Annotated in this window: 13 protein-coding genes; 2 read left to right on the top strand and 11 right to left on the bottom strand. The window is 72.6% G+C overall.

Features of this window, described 5'->3' with window-relative positions; genetic code table 11:
• Nucleotides 1-194: 194 nt before the first annotated feature.
• The 7 genes from ACZ7OU_RS12440 to ACZ7OU_RS12410 are packed head-to-tail and all read right to left on the bottom strand — an operon-like array spanning nt 195 to nt 6315.
• Nucleotides 195-758, bottom strand: a complete 564-nt coding sequence (locus ACZ7OU_RS12440) for a hypothetical protein (RefSeq protein WP_470241858.1) — start codon at nt 756-758, stop codon at nt 195-197.
• Nucleotides 755-2110 (bottom strand): hypothetical protein, encoded by a 1356-nt coding sequence (locus ACZ7OU_RS12435; RefSeq protein WP_470241859.1) that lies wholly within the window; start codon nt 2108-2110, stop codon nt 755-757. Before ACZ7OU_RS12435 ends, ACZ7OU_RS12440 begins: the two co-directional genes overlap by 4 nt.
• Nucleotides 2110-2913, bottom strand: coding sequence for an ABC transporter ATP-binding protein (locus ACZ7OU_RS12430; RefSeq protein WP_470241860.1), 804 nt, complete (start codon nt 2911-2913; stop codon nt 2110-2112). The genes ACZ7OU_RS12435 and ACZ7OU_RS12430 overlap by 1 nt, the downstream gene beginning before the upstream one ends.
• 11 nt (nt 2914-2924) lie before the next feature.
• On the bottom strand, nt 2925-3752 hold the full coding sequence (locus ACZ7OU_RS12425) for a zf-HC2 domain-containing protein (protein ID WP_470255117.1): 828 nt from the start codon (nt 3750-3752) through the stop codon (nt 2925-2927).
• Nucleotides 3749-4306, bottom strand: coding sequence for an RNA polymerase sigma factor (locus ACZ7OU_RS12420; protein ID WP_470241862.1), 558 nt, complete (start codon nt 4304-4306; stop codon nt 3749-3751). Before ACZ7OU_RS12420 ends, ACZ7OU_RS12425 begins: the two co-directional genes overlap by 4 nt.
• A 54-nt stretch (nt 4307-4360) precedes the next feature.
• Nucleotides 4361-5293: a nucleoside triphosphate pyrophosphohydrolase gene (locus ACZ7OU_RS12415; protein ID WP_470255116.1), complete on the bottom strand. Its 933-nt coding sequence runs from the start codon at nt 5291-5293 to the stop codon at nt 4361-4363.
• Nucleotides 5290-6315 (bottom strand): hypothetical protein, encoded by a 1026-nt coding sequence (locus ACZ7OU_RS12410; protein ID WP_470255115.1) that lies wholly within the window; start codon nt 6313-6315, stop codon nt 5290-5292. The genes ACZ7OU_RS12415 and ACZ7OU_RS12410 overlap by 4 nt, the downstream gene beginning before the upstream one ends.
• 86 nt (nt 6316-6401) lie before the next feature.
• Between ACZ7OU_RS12410 and ACZ7OU_RS12405 the strand changes: the two genes are divergently transcribed.
• Nucleotides 6402-6809: a hypothetical protein gene (locus ACZ7OU_RS12405; protein ID WP_470255114.1), complete on the top strand. Its 408-nt coding sequence runs from the start codon at nt 6402-6404 to the stop codon at nt 6807-6809.
• Nucleotides 6810-6854: 45 nt separating this feature from the next.
• On the opposite strand, the gene mfd is transcribed toward ACZ7OU_RS12405, so the two are convergent.
• Together mfd and ACZ7OU_RS12395 are read right to left on the bottom strand one after the other, a co-directional pair.
• Nucleotides 6855-10409: a transcription-repair coupling factor gene (gene mfd / locus ACZ7OU_RS12400; RefSeq protein ID WP_470242426.1), complete on the bottom strand. Its 3555-nt coding sequence runs from the start codon at nt 10407-10409 to the stop codon at nt 6855-6857.
• 52 nt (nt 10410-10461) lie between these two features.
• A complete protein-coding gene (locus ACZ7OU_RS12395; RefSeq protein WP_470241866.1) occupies nt 10462-11385 on the bottom strand; it encodes an LLM class flavin-dependent oxidoreductase in 924 nt (307 codons plus the stop codon).
• Nucleotides 11386-11459: 74 nt separating this feature from the next.
• On the opposite strand from ACZ7OU_RS12395, the gene ACZ7OU_RS12390 reads away from it, so the two are divergent.
• Entirely contained in the window at nt 11460-12233 is a 774-nt protein-coding gene (locus ACZ7OU_RS12390; protein WP_470241867.1) for an MmyB family transcriptional regulator, read from the top strand.
• Here ACZ7OU_RS12390 and ACZ7OU_RS12385 read toward each other — a convergent pair.
• Nucleotides 12209-12697: a DedA family protein gene (locus tag ACZ7OU_RS12385; protein ID WP_470241868.1), complete on the bottom strand. Its 489-nt coding sequence runs from the start codon at nt 12695-12697 to the stop codon at nt 12209-12211. The two genes, ACZ7OU_RS12390 and ACZ7OU_RS12385, sit on opposite strands and share 25 nt — an antisense overlap.
• On the bottom strand, nt 12669-13265 hold the full coding sequence (locus ACZ7OU_RS12380) for a class I SAM-dependent methyltransferase (RefSeq protein WP_470241869.1): 597 nt from the start codon (nt 13263-13265) through the stop codon (nt 12669-12671). The genes ACZ7OU_RS12385 and ACZ7OU_RS12380 overlap by 29 nt, the downstream gene beginning before the upstream one ends.
• Nucleotides 13266-13388 lie beyond the last annotated feature (123 nt).

Below are 13388 nucleotides of genomic sequence, written 5' to 3'. Positions count from 1 at the left end.
CGGCCGTCACCGCGTGTGCAACGGGGCATCACACGTGATCAGGCGGGCATCACACGTGATTGGCCGGGCATCTCGTGTGATTGGGCGGGCATCACACGCCGGGCGAGTGATGCCCCTCCAGTCACGCGTGATGCCCCTCCAGTCACGCGTGATGCCTCTTCAGTCACGTGTGATGCCTGGCCGGGCACGTGTTGTCAGCGGCGGCCGCCGCGGGCCGTGTAAACCGCTGTGCCCGCGGCGGCCAGGACCAGCGCCGTCCAGGTTGCCGCCGGGGTCTCGGGCGGCTGGAGCATCCAGGCCACTATGTGGCTCGTCGTCGAGCCGTCGTCCTGGACGAAGGGCGTTATGGCCGCCCACAGCAGCGGGAGCGTCCAGCCGAACTGGCCACCCGCGATCGCTGCCGCCAGGCCGGCCAGGCCCAGTAACCCCGCCGCGTCGCGCAGGATGATCGACAAGTCGACAGTTTCCGTGCCCAGCTCCTGGACCACCAGTACCGCGCCCCCGGCCGCCAGGCCGATCAGGGCCAGGTGCGCGAAGCGGCGGAGCGGCCACGGCAGCGCCGCCGTGCGGTCGAGGTCCGGGTCCTGGCCGCTCAGGCCGATCGCCGCCACCGCGATCCCCGACGTCAACGTCAACATCACCGGCAGCGGTGACCACGAGTCGCGCGCCAGGAACCACAGTCCGGCCGTTGCCAGCAGCAACGCCGTGAACGCCGCCGGGACCTGCCGCGACCGCGCGTACAGCGTCGCCCACCTCATCGCGACGCTCCCGGCACCAGCGTGTCGAGCGGGTCACCCTGGCAGGTCAGCAGCACCTGGCGCACCGCGACCACCCGGGCGCGCTGGACCTCCGCCGGCAGAGCGTGGAACGTCGCCCACGCCCGGTCGAGCTGCTCGGGTTCGCGGAGGATCCACCGCCCGCCGAACTCGGGCAACGGCTTCAGCTCGCCGGTGAAGTACGCCGCCGCGATCATCCGGGCGGCCAGGTCGGCCAGGCCGCCGCCGTACGGGTGGACGCACGACGGCACTCCGGCGCCGGACAGCACCGCGAGCCGCAGGTCGGCCGCGTCCGCCGTGAGCAGGGCGTCGTTGAGCTGGAAGTTCAGGTAGACGACGCCGGGGTCGCGGACGGGCGGGTCGAGCACGGGGGTCGGCCCGACCTGCTCCTCGACCCGCGTCGGCGCGCCGGGGAGCTTCGCCAGCATCGCCAGCGCCTCCCGCCCCGGGCCGGCCAGCGCGGCCAGCCTGTCTTCGTGCGCCCGGCTGACGCAGATCGGCCCGTCGCAGAGCTTCTGCGCGGCGATGCTGTCCGGGGCCAGGAGCCCGCCCGCGGAGGCCGGGAACACCGGCAACGCGATCGCGGCCCCGGCCACCACCGGCAGCAGGCCCAGCAGCCGGGCCCGCACGGAGTTCGACGCCAGCAGCAGCAACCCCGTCACGGCGAGCCCGGTGAACCACACCACCTGCCCGAAGTCCACCGACGACGCCGTCGTCACCAGCGCACCCCGAGGCTGCCCGAGCGTCGGCGCCAGCAGCCCGAGCCGGCTGTAGGACAACGAGAGGCCCGATTCCTGCGACGCCCAGGCGAGCATCGACACCACCAACGTCAGCACGGCCAGCGCGGGCGCGGTCAGCGGGTGCGGCAGCAACCGCCCGGCCGCCAGCCCCACCCAGCTCCCCGCCACGACGGCGAGCACCGCGACGAAGACGACCGGCACGAAGCTCACCGACACGAACCCGCCGTGGCCGAGCACCTCCACCAGGCCGACGCCGAACACCAGCAGGAACCCGAGCGTGCTCAACGCCCCCACCGCGCCGGCCAGCCGGATCGCCCGGTGCCAGCCCGGCCGGGACGTCGTGGACAGCAGCTCGACCATCCCGGAACGGCTGTCGCGCATGCCCTGGATCGCCCCGGCCCCGACGGCGATCGGCCACAGGAACACCAGCAGGAACCGCAGCCACAGCGCGGTGGTCGTCGTGTTCCCCGTCCACGGCGCGGGCACCTTCCACCACGGCCCGGACAGCAGGAACAGGAAGCCGAGCGCCACCACGAGCAGTGCCAGCCCGGCCCAGGGCGCGATCGAGCGCCGCAGTTCGGTGCGCAGGATCATCACCAGGCCCCCTTGCCCGGCTCGTGGTTCAGCAGCGCCGAGTAGCCGCGCTCGATCGGGCTGTCGCCCACGTGCGCCTCGGTGCCGGCTGCGGCCAGCTCGCCCGGCGTGCCCTGGAACACCAGCTTGCCCTCGGCGAACAGGACGACGTCGGAGCACGCCGTGCCCACGTCCTCGACCAGGTGGGTCGAGATCAGCACGCACGAGTCCTGGCCGAGCTCCTGCACGAGCTCCCGGAACCGCACGCGCTGCGCCGGGTCGAGCCCGGCGGTCGGCTCGTCCAGCAGCAGGATGTCCGGGTCGTTGACGATCGCCTGCGCGATCCCGACCCGCCGGACCATGCCGCCCGACAGCGTCTTCATCCGGTCGTCCGCGCGGTCGGCGAGCCCCACCCGCTCGATCGCGCGCTGCACCGCACCCGGAATGTCCTCTTTGGACACTTCCTTGAGCCACGCGATGTACTCGACGAACTCCCGGGCGGTGAACCGCTTGTAGAACCCGAAGTTCTGCGGCAGGTAGCCGATCCGCCGGCGCAGGCCGCGCTGCCCGGTGTGTCCCCCGGCCTGTTCGCCGAGCAGCGACAGGCTCCCCGACGCCGGCCGGAGCACCGTCGCCAGCGCCCGGATCAGCGTCGTCTTGCCCGCGCCGTTGGGCCCGAGCAGGCCGTGCACCCCCTTGCCGAGCGACAGGTCCAGCCCGTCCACGGCCATCTTCCGGCGCCCTACCCGCACCTTCAGCCCCTCGGCCCGGATCTCCCAGGCGTAGGCCGTCGGCGCGACCTCGGCGGCTCCCACAGCACGCATGTTCTTCCTCCCTAGTCGCGCGCGTCCAGCCGGGTGAACGCGCCCTTGTGCAGGGCGACGACCACCGACGTCAGCGCGAAGATCCCCGCCCACACCGGCAGCGCGCCGGTGCTGAGCGCAAACGTTTGCCCGCTCGCCACCACGGTGGGCAGCACCAGTACGGCGACCCACACCGCGACGAGCGTCAGCGCCGCCCGGGTGACGCCGATCAGGCCACCCAGCGCGAGCGTCCCCGTGGTGAAGGCCAGGCTCGGCAGCAGCCAGAGCGCCAGTGCCGTGCCGGTCAGCCAGCCGGCGACCCCGAGCACCGGCAGGACGACGACGAGCACGGCCAGCGTCCGCCGTGCGATGAGGTACAGCCCGGCCCGCGGCGTCGCGACGACGACTTCGTACGCCGGATCCAGCCCCCGCACCCACGACGCGGCGACGCCGAGCACCGGCAGCACCGGCGCGAAGAGCTGCACCGCCGTCACGTCCAGCGCGGACCGCCAGACCTGGTCGAACGCCACCGCGAGCAGCGTGACCCCCACGATCATCCCCAGCCACGGCAGCATCACCGGCGTGACCCACGTGTCGAGCCACCGCCGCCGGCTGCGGTACCGGACCTTGACCGGGGCCCGCACGGGCGCGCCGTGGAAAGGCGCGTCCGGCAGCAGGATTTCGGCACCGAGCCGGCTCCAGACGACGTCCACCACGGGCTGCACGGGCGCCACCGCGGCGAGCCGCGCCCGGCACGCCCGGCACGTCTCCAAGTGCGCCTCGAGACCCCACAGCCGGTCGGCCGGGAGGCCGTAGCCCGCCACGTACTCGGCGATGAGATCGTCCGACGCGTGGGTCATGACAGGGCCTCCTTCATCGCGAACCGCGCCCGGCGCGCGCGGGTCTTGACGGTTCCTTCCGGCAGCCCGAGCAGGACGGCGGTCTCCCGGACGGTCAGCCCGTCGAGCACCATCGCCTGCAGCACCGCCCGCAGCTCGGGGGCGAGTTCGCGCAGCGCGTCACCGACGTCGTCCCCGATCGTCGCCGCCAGGGCCACGTCCTCCGCCGCCGGCACGGGCGCGACGTCGAGCGCCACCTCCGCCGGCAGCTCGGCGTGGTGCGCGCGGCGCCGGAACGCGTCAACCAGCCGGCGCGCCGCGATCGTCCACAGCCAGCCGACCGCGGTGCCGCCGGTCGAGGCCCCCGCGAACGAGGCCGCCGCGCGCCACACGGCCAGGTACGTCTCCTGCATGACCTCGGCGACGACCTGCTCGTCGGCGCACCGGCGGCGCAGGCGCACGGCCAGCCAGGGCGACGTGCGGCGGTAGAGCTCCTCGAACGCCGCGCGGTCGCCCTTGGCCGTGCGCTTGACGAGGTGCTCCTCGTCGGCGTCCTCCAGTGGCGGTTTCCTCACACCAGGCAAGACGCCGGATGATCCGAAACGGTTCTCACCCGATTGTGTGCTGCGTCACACCGAAGGCGAGGGCCAGAACTTCCGCCAGCCGTCCGCCTCCAGGGTCGTCGGCTCCAGCCCGGCGTCCCGCGCGGCCTGCTCGGCGGCCCGGATGTCGTTCGCGAACTGCTTCGCCTGCGCCCGCAGCTCACCCTCGGGGTCGACGCCCGCGCGCCGCGCCGTCGCCGCGATGCGGAACAGCTGAGCCGCGGCGGCGGTGCCGGCCGGGAAGAGGTCGAGCGGGATGCCCGCGCGCCCGGAGCGCTGGCCGAGCTTGCCGGCCAGGGCTACCGCGGGCTGGCCGAGCGCGACGCCGTCCACAATGGACCTGCGCTGCTTCTCCTGCTGCTTCAGCTCTTCCCACTTGAGGTTCTGGTGCTCGACGGTGTGCACCGAGTCCGCATCGGCGAAGACGTTCGGGTGCCGGCCGACCAGCTTCGCGACCAGGTCGGCGGCGACTTCGTCGATGCCGAACGGGTCGGCGGCGTCCTCCGCCGCGACCCGCGCGTGGAACAACACCTGGAGCAGGACGTCGCCGAGCTCCTCGCGCAGCGCCTCGCGGTCACCCGACTCGATGGCGTCGAGCAGCTCGTAGGTCTCCTCGACCAGGTACTGCCGGAGCGAATCGTGCGTCTGGGCCACGTCCCACGGGCAGCCGCCCGGCGAGCGGAGCCGGTCCATCACCTCGGCGGCCTCGACCAGCGGCGGCGCCGGTGCCTCGATGACCTCGGCGCCGGTCGCGATGAGCAGCGACGCCGCGGGCTCGTCCCGGGAGCCGGCGACCAGCACGACGTCCTTCAGCGAAGGCGCCTCGGTGATGGCCGGGATGCCGAACGCGCTCGCGTCGACGTCTGTGGCCGCGTACACCGCGGTGGCGTCACGCAGGACCTTCAGCGCCGCGGCGGGCAGCGTCGCCCCGCGGACGACTACGACGACGCCGGTGCTCACTGCTGAGTACGGCCGGGACCCCCGACGGGCAGCACGAGGCCCGGGGCGGCGTCCAGGTTCGGCACGACGTCCATGGTGACGACGTCCCACGCGCCGTACCGCGGGTTGACGCGCAGGCCGCTCTCTTCGACGTAGGGCTGGAGGAGGCGGGTGCCGATGACGGTCAGCTGGTCGTCCGTCGGCTTCTGCGGCGCCTCGTCGGCGGGCACCGCCTGGTCGGTACCGCGGGTCCGGACGACGAAGACGTACCAGTCGGGCTTGGCCGGCATCCGCGGCTGGAACGCGATGACGCTGTTCGCCGGGGAGCCGAACAGCACGGTCTCGGCCAGGGCCGGGTACTGGGCGGCGCCGAAGAGCGAGGTGAGGCCGGCGTCGGAGAACCCGTTGGGGCCGGGCTGGCCGGTCTGCTGGGCCTGCTGGAGCTCCTGGCCCGCCGACTGCACCGCGGCCTGGACCTTCGACGGGTCGGCGGCGAACTGCTTCGCGACGTCGAACGCCCGCGCCCGGGTCTCGGGGTCGTTCGCGGCGGCGGCGGTGAAGCCGACGTAGTCCGCGCTGACCGCGAGCTTCGGCAGGAACTTGGCGGCGAGCTGGCGCTCGAAGTAGGTGTCGGAGGCGCGCTCGCCGCGGTCGCGCACGTTCGCGGCGATCTGCGCGACGGCGAGCGGGTCGCCCTGCCCGGTGTCGGTGACGGGCGCACCCGGCAGCGACGCGGCGATCTGCGCGATCTTCGCCTGGTCCGCGACGAGGTTTTCCTTCTTCGCGGCGTAGGTGATGAGCTCGTGCAGCGCCGCCTGCCGGACGATCTCACGGCCCAGCAGGACGACCTTGTTCTCACGGGCGAGCTTCTGCGCGTACGGCTGGTCGCGGACGGCCTGGTCGATCATCGACTGCACCCGGTCGATGCCGAACGACTGGTCGCCGAGGATCGTGGCCGCACCGACCTGGCTGGGACCCGAGCCGCACCCGGCGAGCAGAAGTGCACCGGCAACGACCGCGACCAGCGCGCGAGGGCGCCCCATGATCCGCATCACAGCGCATACCCTCTCACACCATCGCACCCGAAACGCAACACCCGTGCGGTGTCGCCGGGCGTAACCTTCACGACATGGACCACTGGCTGACCATCGAGGTCTTCGATGGCGAGTCCACGGCTTCCTTGTGGCGACTCGCCCGCGGTGACGCACTCACCGAAGCAGCTCTGACGAACGGCGCGGAACAGTGGGTGTGGCACGAACACCGCTGGGGCGTGGTGCTGGAGATCGAGTTCAAGTCGGAAGAAAGCCGCGACGCCTTCCGCGCGCTTCCGGTCGTCACGGCGGCATTGGACGCCGTACCGGATCCGGCGCGGGGGTTGCTCGTGTACCCGGGACGCGGCGGCGGCGCGGGTTCGCGCATGCCGCGGAAACCCCGGCCGCTGCCGATGACGAGCGCCGGAGCGGTTCCGGTGCCCGTGGAGTCGGTGAAGATGGGGTTGGCGGAGGCTTCGCCGCCGATGTTCAGCGAAGTCTGCTGACGCGGAAACCCCGGCGCCACAACGAGAAGTGACGCCGGGTGGCCGCTACACCGCCGCGGGCTTCTTGGTGAGCTGAGTCAGCAGCTTCGTGCACCAGTCCAGCAGCTCTTCGTCGCGCAGAGTCGGCGCGCCGATCCGGCCGCCGGCCGGGCCCTCCGTGGGCTTCGGGACCGAGACGGTGTTCGTCACCGCCTTGAACATCGCCTTGGGGTACAAGCGCTTCAGCCGGACCATCTGCGAATCCTGCAACGGCAGCGGTGCGAAGCGGATCGTGCTGCCCTGGACCGCCACCTCCGTCACGCCCGCCTCGCGGCACGTGTGCCGGAACCGCGCCACCGACAGCAACCGGTTGACCGGCGCCGGCGGCTGGCCGTAGCGGTCGATCAGCTCTTCGCGGACCGCGTCGAGGCCCTCGGTGTCCGGCGCCGCCGCGATCTTGCGGTACGCCTCCAGCCGCAGCCGCTCCCCCGGCACGTAGTCGTGCGGGATGTGGGCGTCGATCGGGAGGTCGACGCGGACGTCGGCCATCTCCTCGTCCTCCGCCGGCTCCGCGCCCGCGTGCCGCCGGAACGCGTCGACCGCTTCGCCGACCAACCGCACGTACAGGTCGAACCCGACACCCGCGATGTGCCCGGACTGCTCCGCCCCGAGGATGTTGCCCGCGCCGCGGATCTCCAGGTCCTTCATCGCGACCGCCATGCCCGCGCCCAGCTCGGTGTTCTGGGCGATCGTGGCGAGCCGGTCGTGCGCGGTCTCGGTCAGCGGCGCCTCCGGCGGGTACAGGAAGTACGCGTACCCGCGCTCGCGGCCACGGCCGACCCGGCCGCGCAGCTGGTGCAGCTGGGCCAGCCCGAGCAGGTCACCGCGCTCGACGAGCAGCGTGTTCGCGTTCGAGATGTCCAGCCCGGTCTCGACGATCGTGGTGCACACCAGGACGTCGTACTCGTTTTCCCAGAAGCCCTGGATGATCTTTTCGAGCTTGTCCTCGTTCATCTGCCCGTGCGCGGTGACGACGCGGGCCTCCGGCACCAGCTCCCGGATGTGCCGCGCGGCCTTCTCGATCGAGGAGACGCGGTTGTGGACGTAGAACACCTGGCCGTCGCGCAGCAGCTCACGGCGGATCGCCGCGCCGACCTGCTTGTCGTCGTACGAGCCGACGTACGTCAGGATCGGGTGCCGGTCCTCGGGCGGGGTGAGGATCGTCGACATCTCGCGGATGCCGGCCAGCGACATCTCCAGGGTCCTCGGGATCGGGGTCGCGGACATCGTCAGCACGTCGACGTGCGTGCGCAGCGCCTTGATGTGTTCCTTGTGCTCGACACCGAAGCGCTGCTCCTCGTCGACGATCACGAGGCCGAGGTCCTTGTAGCGGATGCCCGTCTGCAGCAGGCGGTGCGTGCCGATCACGATGTCGACCTCGCCGGCGGCGAGCTGTTCCAGGATGAGGTCCGACTCGGTCTTGTTCGTGAACCGGGACAGGCCCTTGATCGTCACGGGGAACGAGCGCATGCGCTCGTGGAACGTGTTCAGGTGCTGCTGCGCGAGCAGGGTCGTCGGGACGAGCACGGCGACCTGCTTGCCGTCCTGCACCGCCTTGAACGCCGCGCGCACGGCGATCTCCGTCTTGCCGTAGCCGACGTCGCCGCAGATGACGCGGTCCATTGGGACGCCGCGTTCCATGTCGGCCTTGACCTCGTCGATCGCGGCGAGCTGGTCGTTGGTTTCGGTGAACGGGAAGGCGTCCTCCAGCTCGCCCTGCCACGGCGTGTCCGGGCCGAACGCGTGCCCGGGCGCGGCCTGGCGCGCGGCGTAGAGCTGGACCAGCTCGGCGGCGATCTCCTTGACCGCCTTCTTGGCCCGGGCCTTGGTGTTCTTCCAGTCGGAGCCGCCGAGCTTGTTCAGCGTGGGCAGCTCGCCGCCGACGTACTTGGACACCTCGTCGAGCTGGTCGGTCGGCACGAACAGCCGGTCGCCCGGGTGCCCCCGCTTGGACGACCCGTACTCCAGCAGCAGGTACTCGCGGGTCGCGCCGGCGACCGTGCGCTGCACCATCTCGACGAACCGGCCGATGCCGTGCTGCTCGTGCACGACGTAGTCGCCGTTCTTGAGCGCCAGCGGGTCCACCGCGTTGCGCCGCCGGGACGGCATCTTGGTGGTGAGGTCCTTTGTGGACGTTCCGGCGCCGGACCCGCGGCCGGTCAGGTCGGCCTCGGTGAGCACGACCAGGGCGCGCTCCGGCGAGACGAAGCCGTCCGTCAGGCCGCCGCAGGTGACCGTGACCAGGCCCGCCGCGGGCACCCCGGTGAGACCGTCACCGGCCTGCGTCGCCGGGACGTCCGCGCCCGAGAGCTGCTCGACCGCGCGCGCCGCGGTGCCCTGGCCGGCGACGACGAGCACCGCCGTGCCGCCCGCCGCCGTGTGGGCGCGCAGGTCCGTCATCGCGCGCTCGAGCTCGCCGCGGTAGGCGGGCGCGGCCTCGATCGAGACGCGGTAGACGTCCGGGTCTTCGCTGGTCAGCTGGGTGAGCGTCCACCACGAGCGCTTGGTGTCCTGGGCGTGCGACGCGATCTCGTCGAGCCCGCGGTAGGCGGACGCGCCGAGGTCGATCGGGGCCTGCCCGCCCGCCGCGGCCGTCGTCCAGGACGCTTCGAGGAACTCCTGGCCGGTGCGGACGAGGTCGGCGGCCCGGGCGCGGATCTTCTCGGGGTCGGTGAGCAGGACGTGCGTGCCGATCGGCATCGCGTCGGTGAGCAGCTCCAGCTCGCCTTCGCAGAGCACCGGGATGAGGGCCTCCATGCCCTCGACCGGGATACCGTCGGCGAGCTTCGTGAGCATCTCGGCCAGGTGCGCGTCCGCTTCGTACGTCTTCGCCAGCTCCGCGGCCTTCTCCTTGACCGGCGGCGTGAGCAGCAGCTCGCGGCACGGCGGCGCGGTGACGCGCGGGATCTCGCCGGGCAGCGACCGCTGGTCGGAGACGGCGAACGCGCGGATCTCGCTGACCTCGTCGCCCCAGAACTCGACGCGGACGGGGTGCTGCGCGGTCGGCCCGAACAGGTCGAGGATGCCGCCGCGGACGGCGAACTCGCCGCGCTTCTCGACCATGTCGACGCGGGAGTAGGCCAGCTCGACGAGCCGTTCGAGCAGCTCCTCGAACGGCTCTTCCTCGCCGACGACCAGGTCGATCGGCTTGAGCGAGCCGAGGCCGGGTGCCATCGGCTGGATGAGGCTGCGGACGGTCGCGACGACGACGCGCAGGGTGTCGTCCCCGGTCTTCAGCCGGTGCAGGACCTCCAGCCGGCGGCCGACGGTGTCGGCGCGCGGGGAGAGCCGCTCGTGCGGGAGGGTCTCCCAGGAGGGGAAGTCGACGACCCGGTGCTCGCCGATGAGCGCTTTGAGCGACGCGGTCAGCTCGTCGGCCTCGCGGCCGGTGGCGGTGACGGCGAGGACGGGCTTCGCGGCGCCCTCGTCGGCGGCGAGGGCGGCGGCGACGAGCTGCCGGGCGGCGATCGGGCCTTGCAGCTCGAGCAGCGGCGCACCGGCGCGCTCGACCACGCCGCGCAGGGCCGGGTCGGGAAGGATGGCGGTGAGGAGTCCGGACAATGGAGCGTTTGTCACCGTCCCAGCCTACGTGGCACCCCCGACAAGTTTCCGATCACGGCTGGTCGCGCAGCAGTTCCGCCACCTCCGCGAGCCGCGGCAGCTGCTCGTCGAACACCTTCGGATCCGTGCTCGCGATGCGCAGCAGGACGTGCTCCGCGCCTTCGTACTCACGAAGCCGCGAAGCGACCTCCGCGACGCTTCCCGTCACCTGCATCTGGATCCCCTGGACGTACTCCGCCGGCGCGCCGTAGTTGGTGAGGCAGTACTCCTCGAGCAGCGCACGCCCACGGTCGGCGTCGTCCTCGACCAGGACCGTCGCGAACAGCGCCGGCGTCACCGGACGCGACGCCTCAGCGCGGATCCGGGCCAGGCCGGACACGTAGTCCGCGGGGTCCGGCGGGTAGGGCAGCCAGCCGTCGTACAGCCGTCCGACGCGCTCCAGCGCGCCCGGCGTGTACGCCGCCAGCCACACCGGCGGTCCGCCCGGCCGCGCGGGCGAGGGGAAGGACGGCAGCGAGTCGTAGTGCAGCACCTCGCCGTGGAACGACGACTCACCGCGCCACGCCGCTCGCCACAGGCCCACGATGTCGTCGAGGCGAGCCCGCCGTCGCGCCCACGGCACTCCCACGAACGCGAACTCCGGCTCGCTCCGCCCGGCGAACCCCGCGCCGACCGCCACCGTGAGCCGGCCGCCGCTGAGCAAATCGAGCGAAAGCAGCTGGTTCGCCGAGAGAACCGGGTCCCGCAACGCCGGGAGCAGCGCGGACGTCCCCAGGGTCACCCGCGAGGTCCGGCCGGCGAAGGCGCCCAGCACGGTGAAAGCGTCCAGCGGAGCCCGCGCGAGGGTGTCGCCCACCCACACCGAGTCGAGGCCGAGCTCTTCGGCGGCGACGGCGGCGTCGACCAGCTCGGGTGCGGTCCGCCCGGCGTCGAGGATGGGCTGGTAGGTCGGTACGACCAGGCCGTAGTTCGTCATGCCGGAAGCGTCGCCGAAGCGGGGAATGCCCTCAATTCCCCGCGGGGAATGGCGTGGCCGAGCAGGATGGGGCCGTGGACTTCGGAACGGCGCTCAAGGACTGGCGCACCCGGCGGCGGCTCAGCCAGCTCGACCTGGCCCTGCGCGCGGGCACGACGCAGCGGCACGTCAGCTTCATGGAGAGCGGCCGCTCGGTGCCCGGCCGCGGCATGGTGCTGCGCGTCGCGGAGTCCCTCGAACTGCCCCTGCGCGAGCGCAACGGCCTGCTCCACGCCGCCGGCTACGCGCCGACGTACCCCGAGACGAAGCTCGGCGACCCGGCGATCCGGCCGGTGCTCGACGGGCTGCGGCGGCTGCTCGACGGCCACCGCCCCTACCCCGCGATCGTCGTCGACCGCTACGGCCTGCTCGTCGCGAAGAACGACGCGTTTTCCCTGCTCATCGAGGGTGTCGACCCGGAGCTACTCGAAGAACCGGTCGACACGCTGCGGCTCGCGCTGCACCCGCGCGGGATGGCGCCGCGCGTCCGGAACCTCGACGACTGGGCCCGGCACATCCTCGAGCGCCTCCGCAACGACCTCGCGCGCACCCCGGACGACCGGCTCGCCGCGCAGCTCGCCGAGCTGAAGGGGTACCTGCCGCCGGAACGGCCGCCGAGCGCGGACCACCTCGGTTTCGCCGTGCCGGTGCGACTGTCCACTTCGGCCGGTGAGCTCCGGCTGATCACGGCGATCACGACGTTCGCGACCGCCGCCGACGTCACCGTGTCGGAGCTCAAGCTGGAGACGTTCCTGCCCGCGGACGCCGAAACCGCGGAACGCCTTCAGAGCACCAGCGCCGTCACCTGACCCATCAGCAGCTCCGCGCTCGCCCACAGCACGGCCGCGCACCCGCTGCCCGCGGCGAACCGGCGGTACGGCATCGCCGCCGAGCCCGCGACGCGCGGCACCAGCGTCCGGACGCCGGCCAGGCAGCGGCCCGCGACCACCGCCGGGACGCCGTAGCGCGCGACCGCCGCTTCGGCGCGGTCCCAGCGGTCCTGGCCGACGCGGCGGGCGAGCCGCGGTCCCCACGAACGTCCTTCGAAGTACGCCACCTGATCGCCGAGGAACGCCGCGAACACGGCCACCGGCAAAGCGATTCCGAAGTGGAGCGTGCCCCGCTCGGCGAGGAACCCCATGAGCAGCAACGCCGACAGCGTCGGCAGCACGATTCCGGGCAGCAGCGCGGTTTCCGCCGTGATCAGCAGCGCGCAGACGAGGTAGACGACCGGCGGTGGAGCGTCAAGCAGTGGCCGCAGCAGGCTGTCCATGGCTCGTCCTCCCCACCGCCACCGGCAGCGCCGCGCGGTAGACGAACGCGGGCGGCAGGTTCCCCCAGACGACCGAAGTGCGCTCCACGACGGCGAAACGGCTTCGCAGCGAAGCGGCGAAGCGACGCGCGGGTGGCGTCCAGGCCGTGTGGGCGTACGCGAACGTCGTGAACCGGCCGTTCGGGGCGAGCGCCGCCGTGACCGCGTCGAGGATGCGTTGCTGGCGGTCCGCGGTCATGGCCGTCCACGGCAGTCCGGAGACGACGACGTCGAGGTGGCCGGCGTCGAGGTGCTCCGCCGAACCGGTGACGACGTCGGCCCGGGGGAAGCGCTTGCGCAGCGAAGCAGCGAAACGCGGGTTGATCTCGTAAGCGGTCAGGCGCGCTTCGGGGCGAAGCAGCGCGAGGACCGCTTCGGTGAACACGCCCGTGCCCGGCCCGAGCTCGGCGACGCGGGCCGCGCGTTCCAGGCCGAGGCCCGCCGTCATCGTCCCGGCCAGCCGGGGCGAGCTGGGCGCGATCGCGCCCGTCAGCATCGGGTGGCGGAGGAATTCCCTGGTGATCGACATGATCCCGACGTTAGGAACGGCACGGGTGGCCGCGAATCCGCCGGCTCGGCCGGTGTCGTCCTCCCCGGGGAGGACACGATCGGGCCGAAGGGATGACGACCCGGGGCGGGTCGCGGCGTTACG

This window comes from Amycolatopsis sp. NPDC114505 (genome assembly GCF_055633615.1).
The sequence above is the reverse complement of the archived record's forward strand: the minus strand, read 5'-3'. Positions and strand labels throughout refer to the sequence as shown.

Bases quoted from the DNA above. Each gene is read 5' to 3' on its own strand.
- ACZ7OU_RS12440 (WP_470241858.1), bottom strand. From the start codon at position 758: ATGAGGTGGGCGACGCTGTACGCGCGGTCGCGGCAGGTCCCGGCGGCG.
- ACZ7OU_RS12435 (WP_470241859.1), bottom strand. From the start codon at position 2,110: ATGATCCTGCGCACCGAACTGCGGCGCTCGATCGCGCCCTGGGCCGGG.
- ACZ7OU_RS12430 (WP_470241860.1), bottom strand. From the start codon at position 2,913: ATGCGTGCTGTGGGAGCCGCCGAGGTCGCGCCGACGGCCTACGCCTGG.
- ACZ7OU_RS12425 (WP_470255117.1), bottom strand. From the start codon at position 3,752: ATGACCCACGCGTCGGACGATCTCATCGCCGAGTACGTGGCGGGCTAC.
- ACZ7OU_RS12410 (WP_470255115.1), bottom strand. From the start codon at position 6,315: ATGGGGCGCCCTCGCGCGCTGGTCGCGGTCGTTGCCGGTGCACTTCTG.
- ACZ7OU_RS12405 (WP_470255114.1), top strand. From the start codon at position 6,402: ATGGACCACTGGCTGACCATCGAGGTCTTCGATGGCGAGTCCACGGCT.
- ACZ7OU_RS12395 (WP_470241866.1), bottom strand. From the start codon at position 11,385: ATGACGAACTACGGCCTGGTCGTACCGACCTACCAGCCCATCCTCGAC.
- ACZ7OU_RS12385 (WP_470241868.1), bottom strand. From the start codon at position 12,697: ATGGACAGCCTGCTGCGGCCACTGCTTGACGCTCCACCGCCGGTCGTC.
- ACZ7OU_RS12380 (WP_470241869.1), bottom strand. From the start codon at position 13,265: ATGTCGATCACCAGGGAATTCCTCCGCCACCCGATGCTGACGGGCGCG.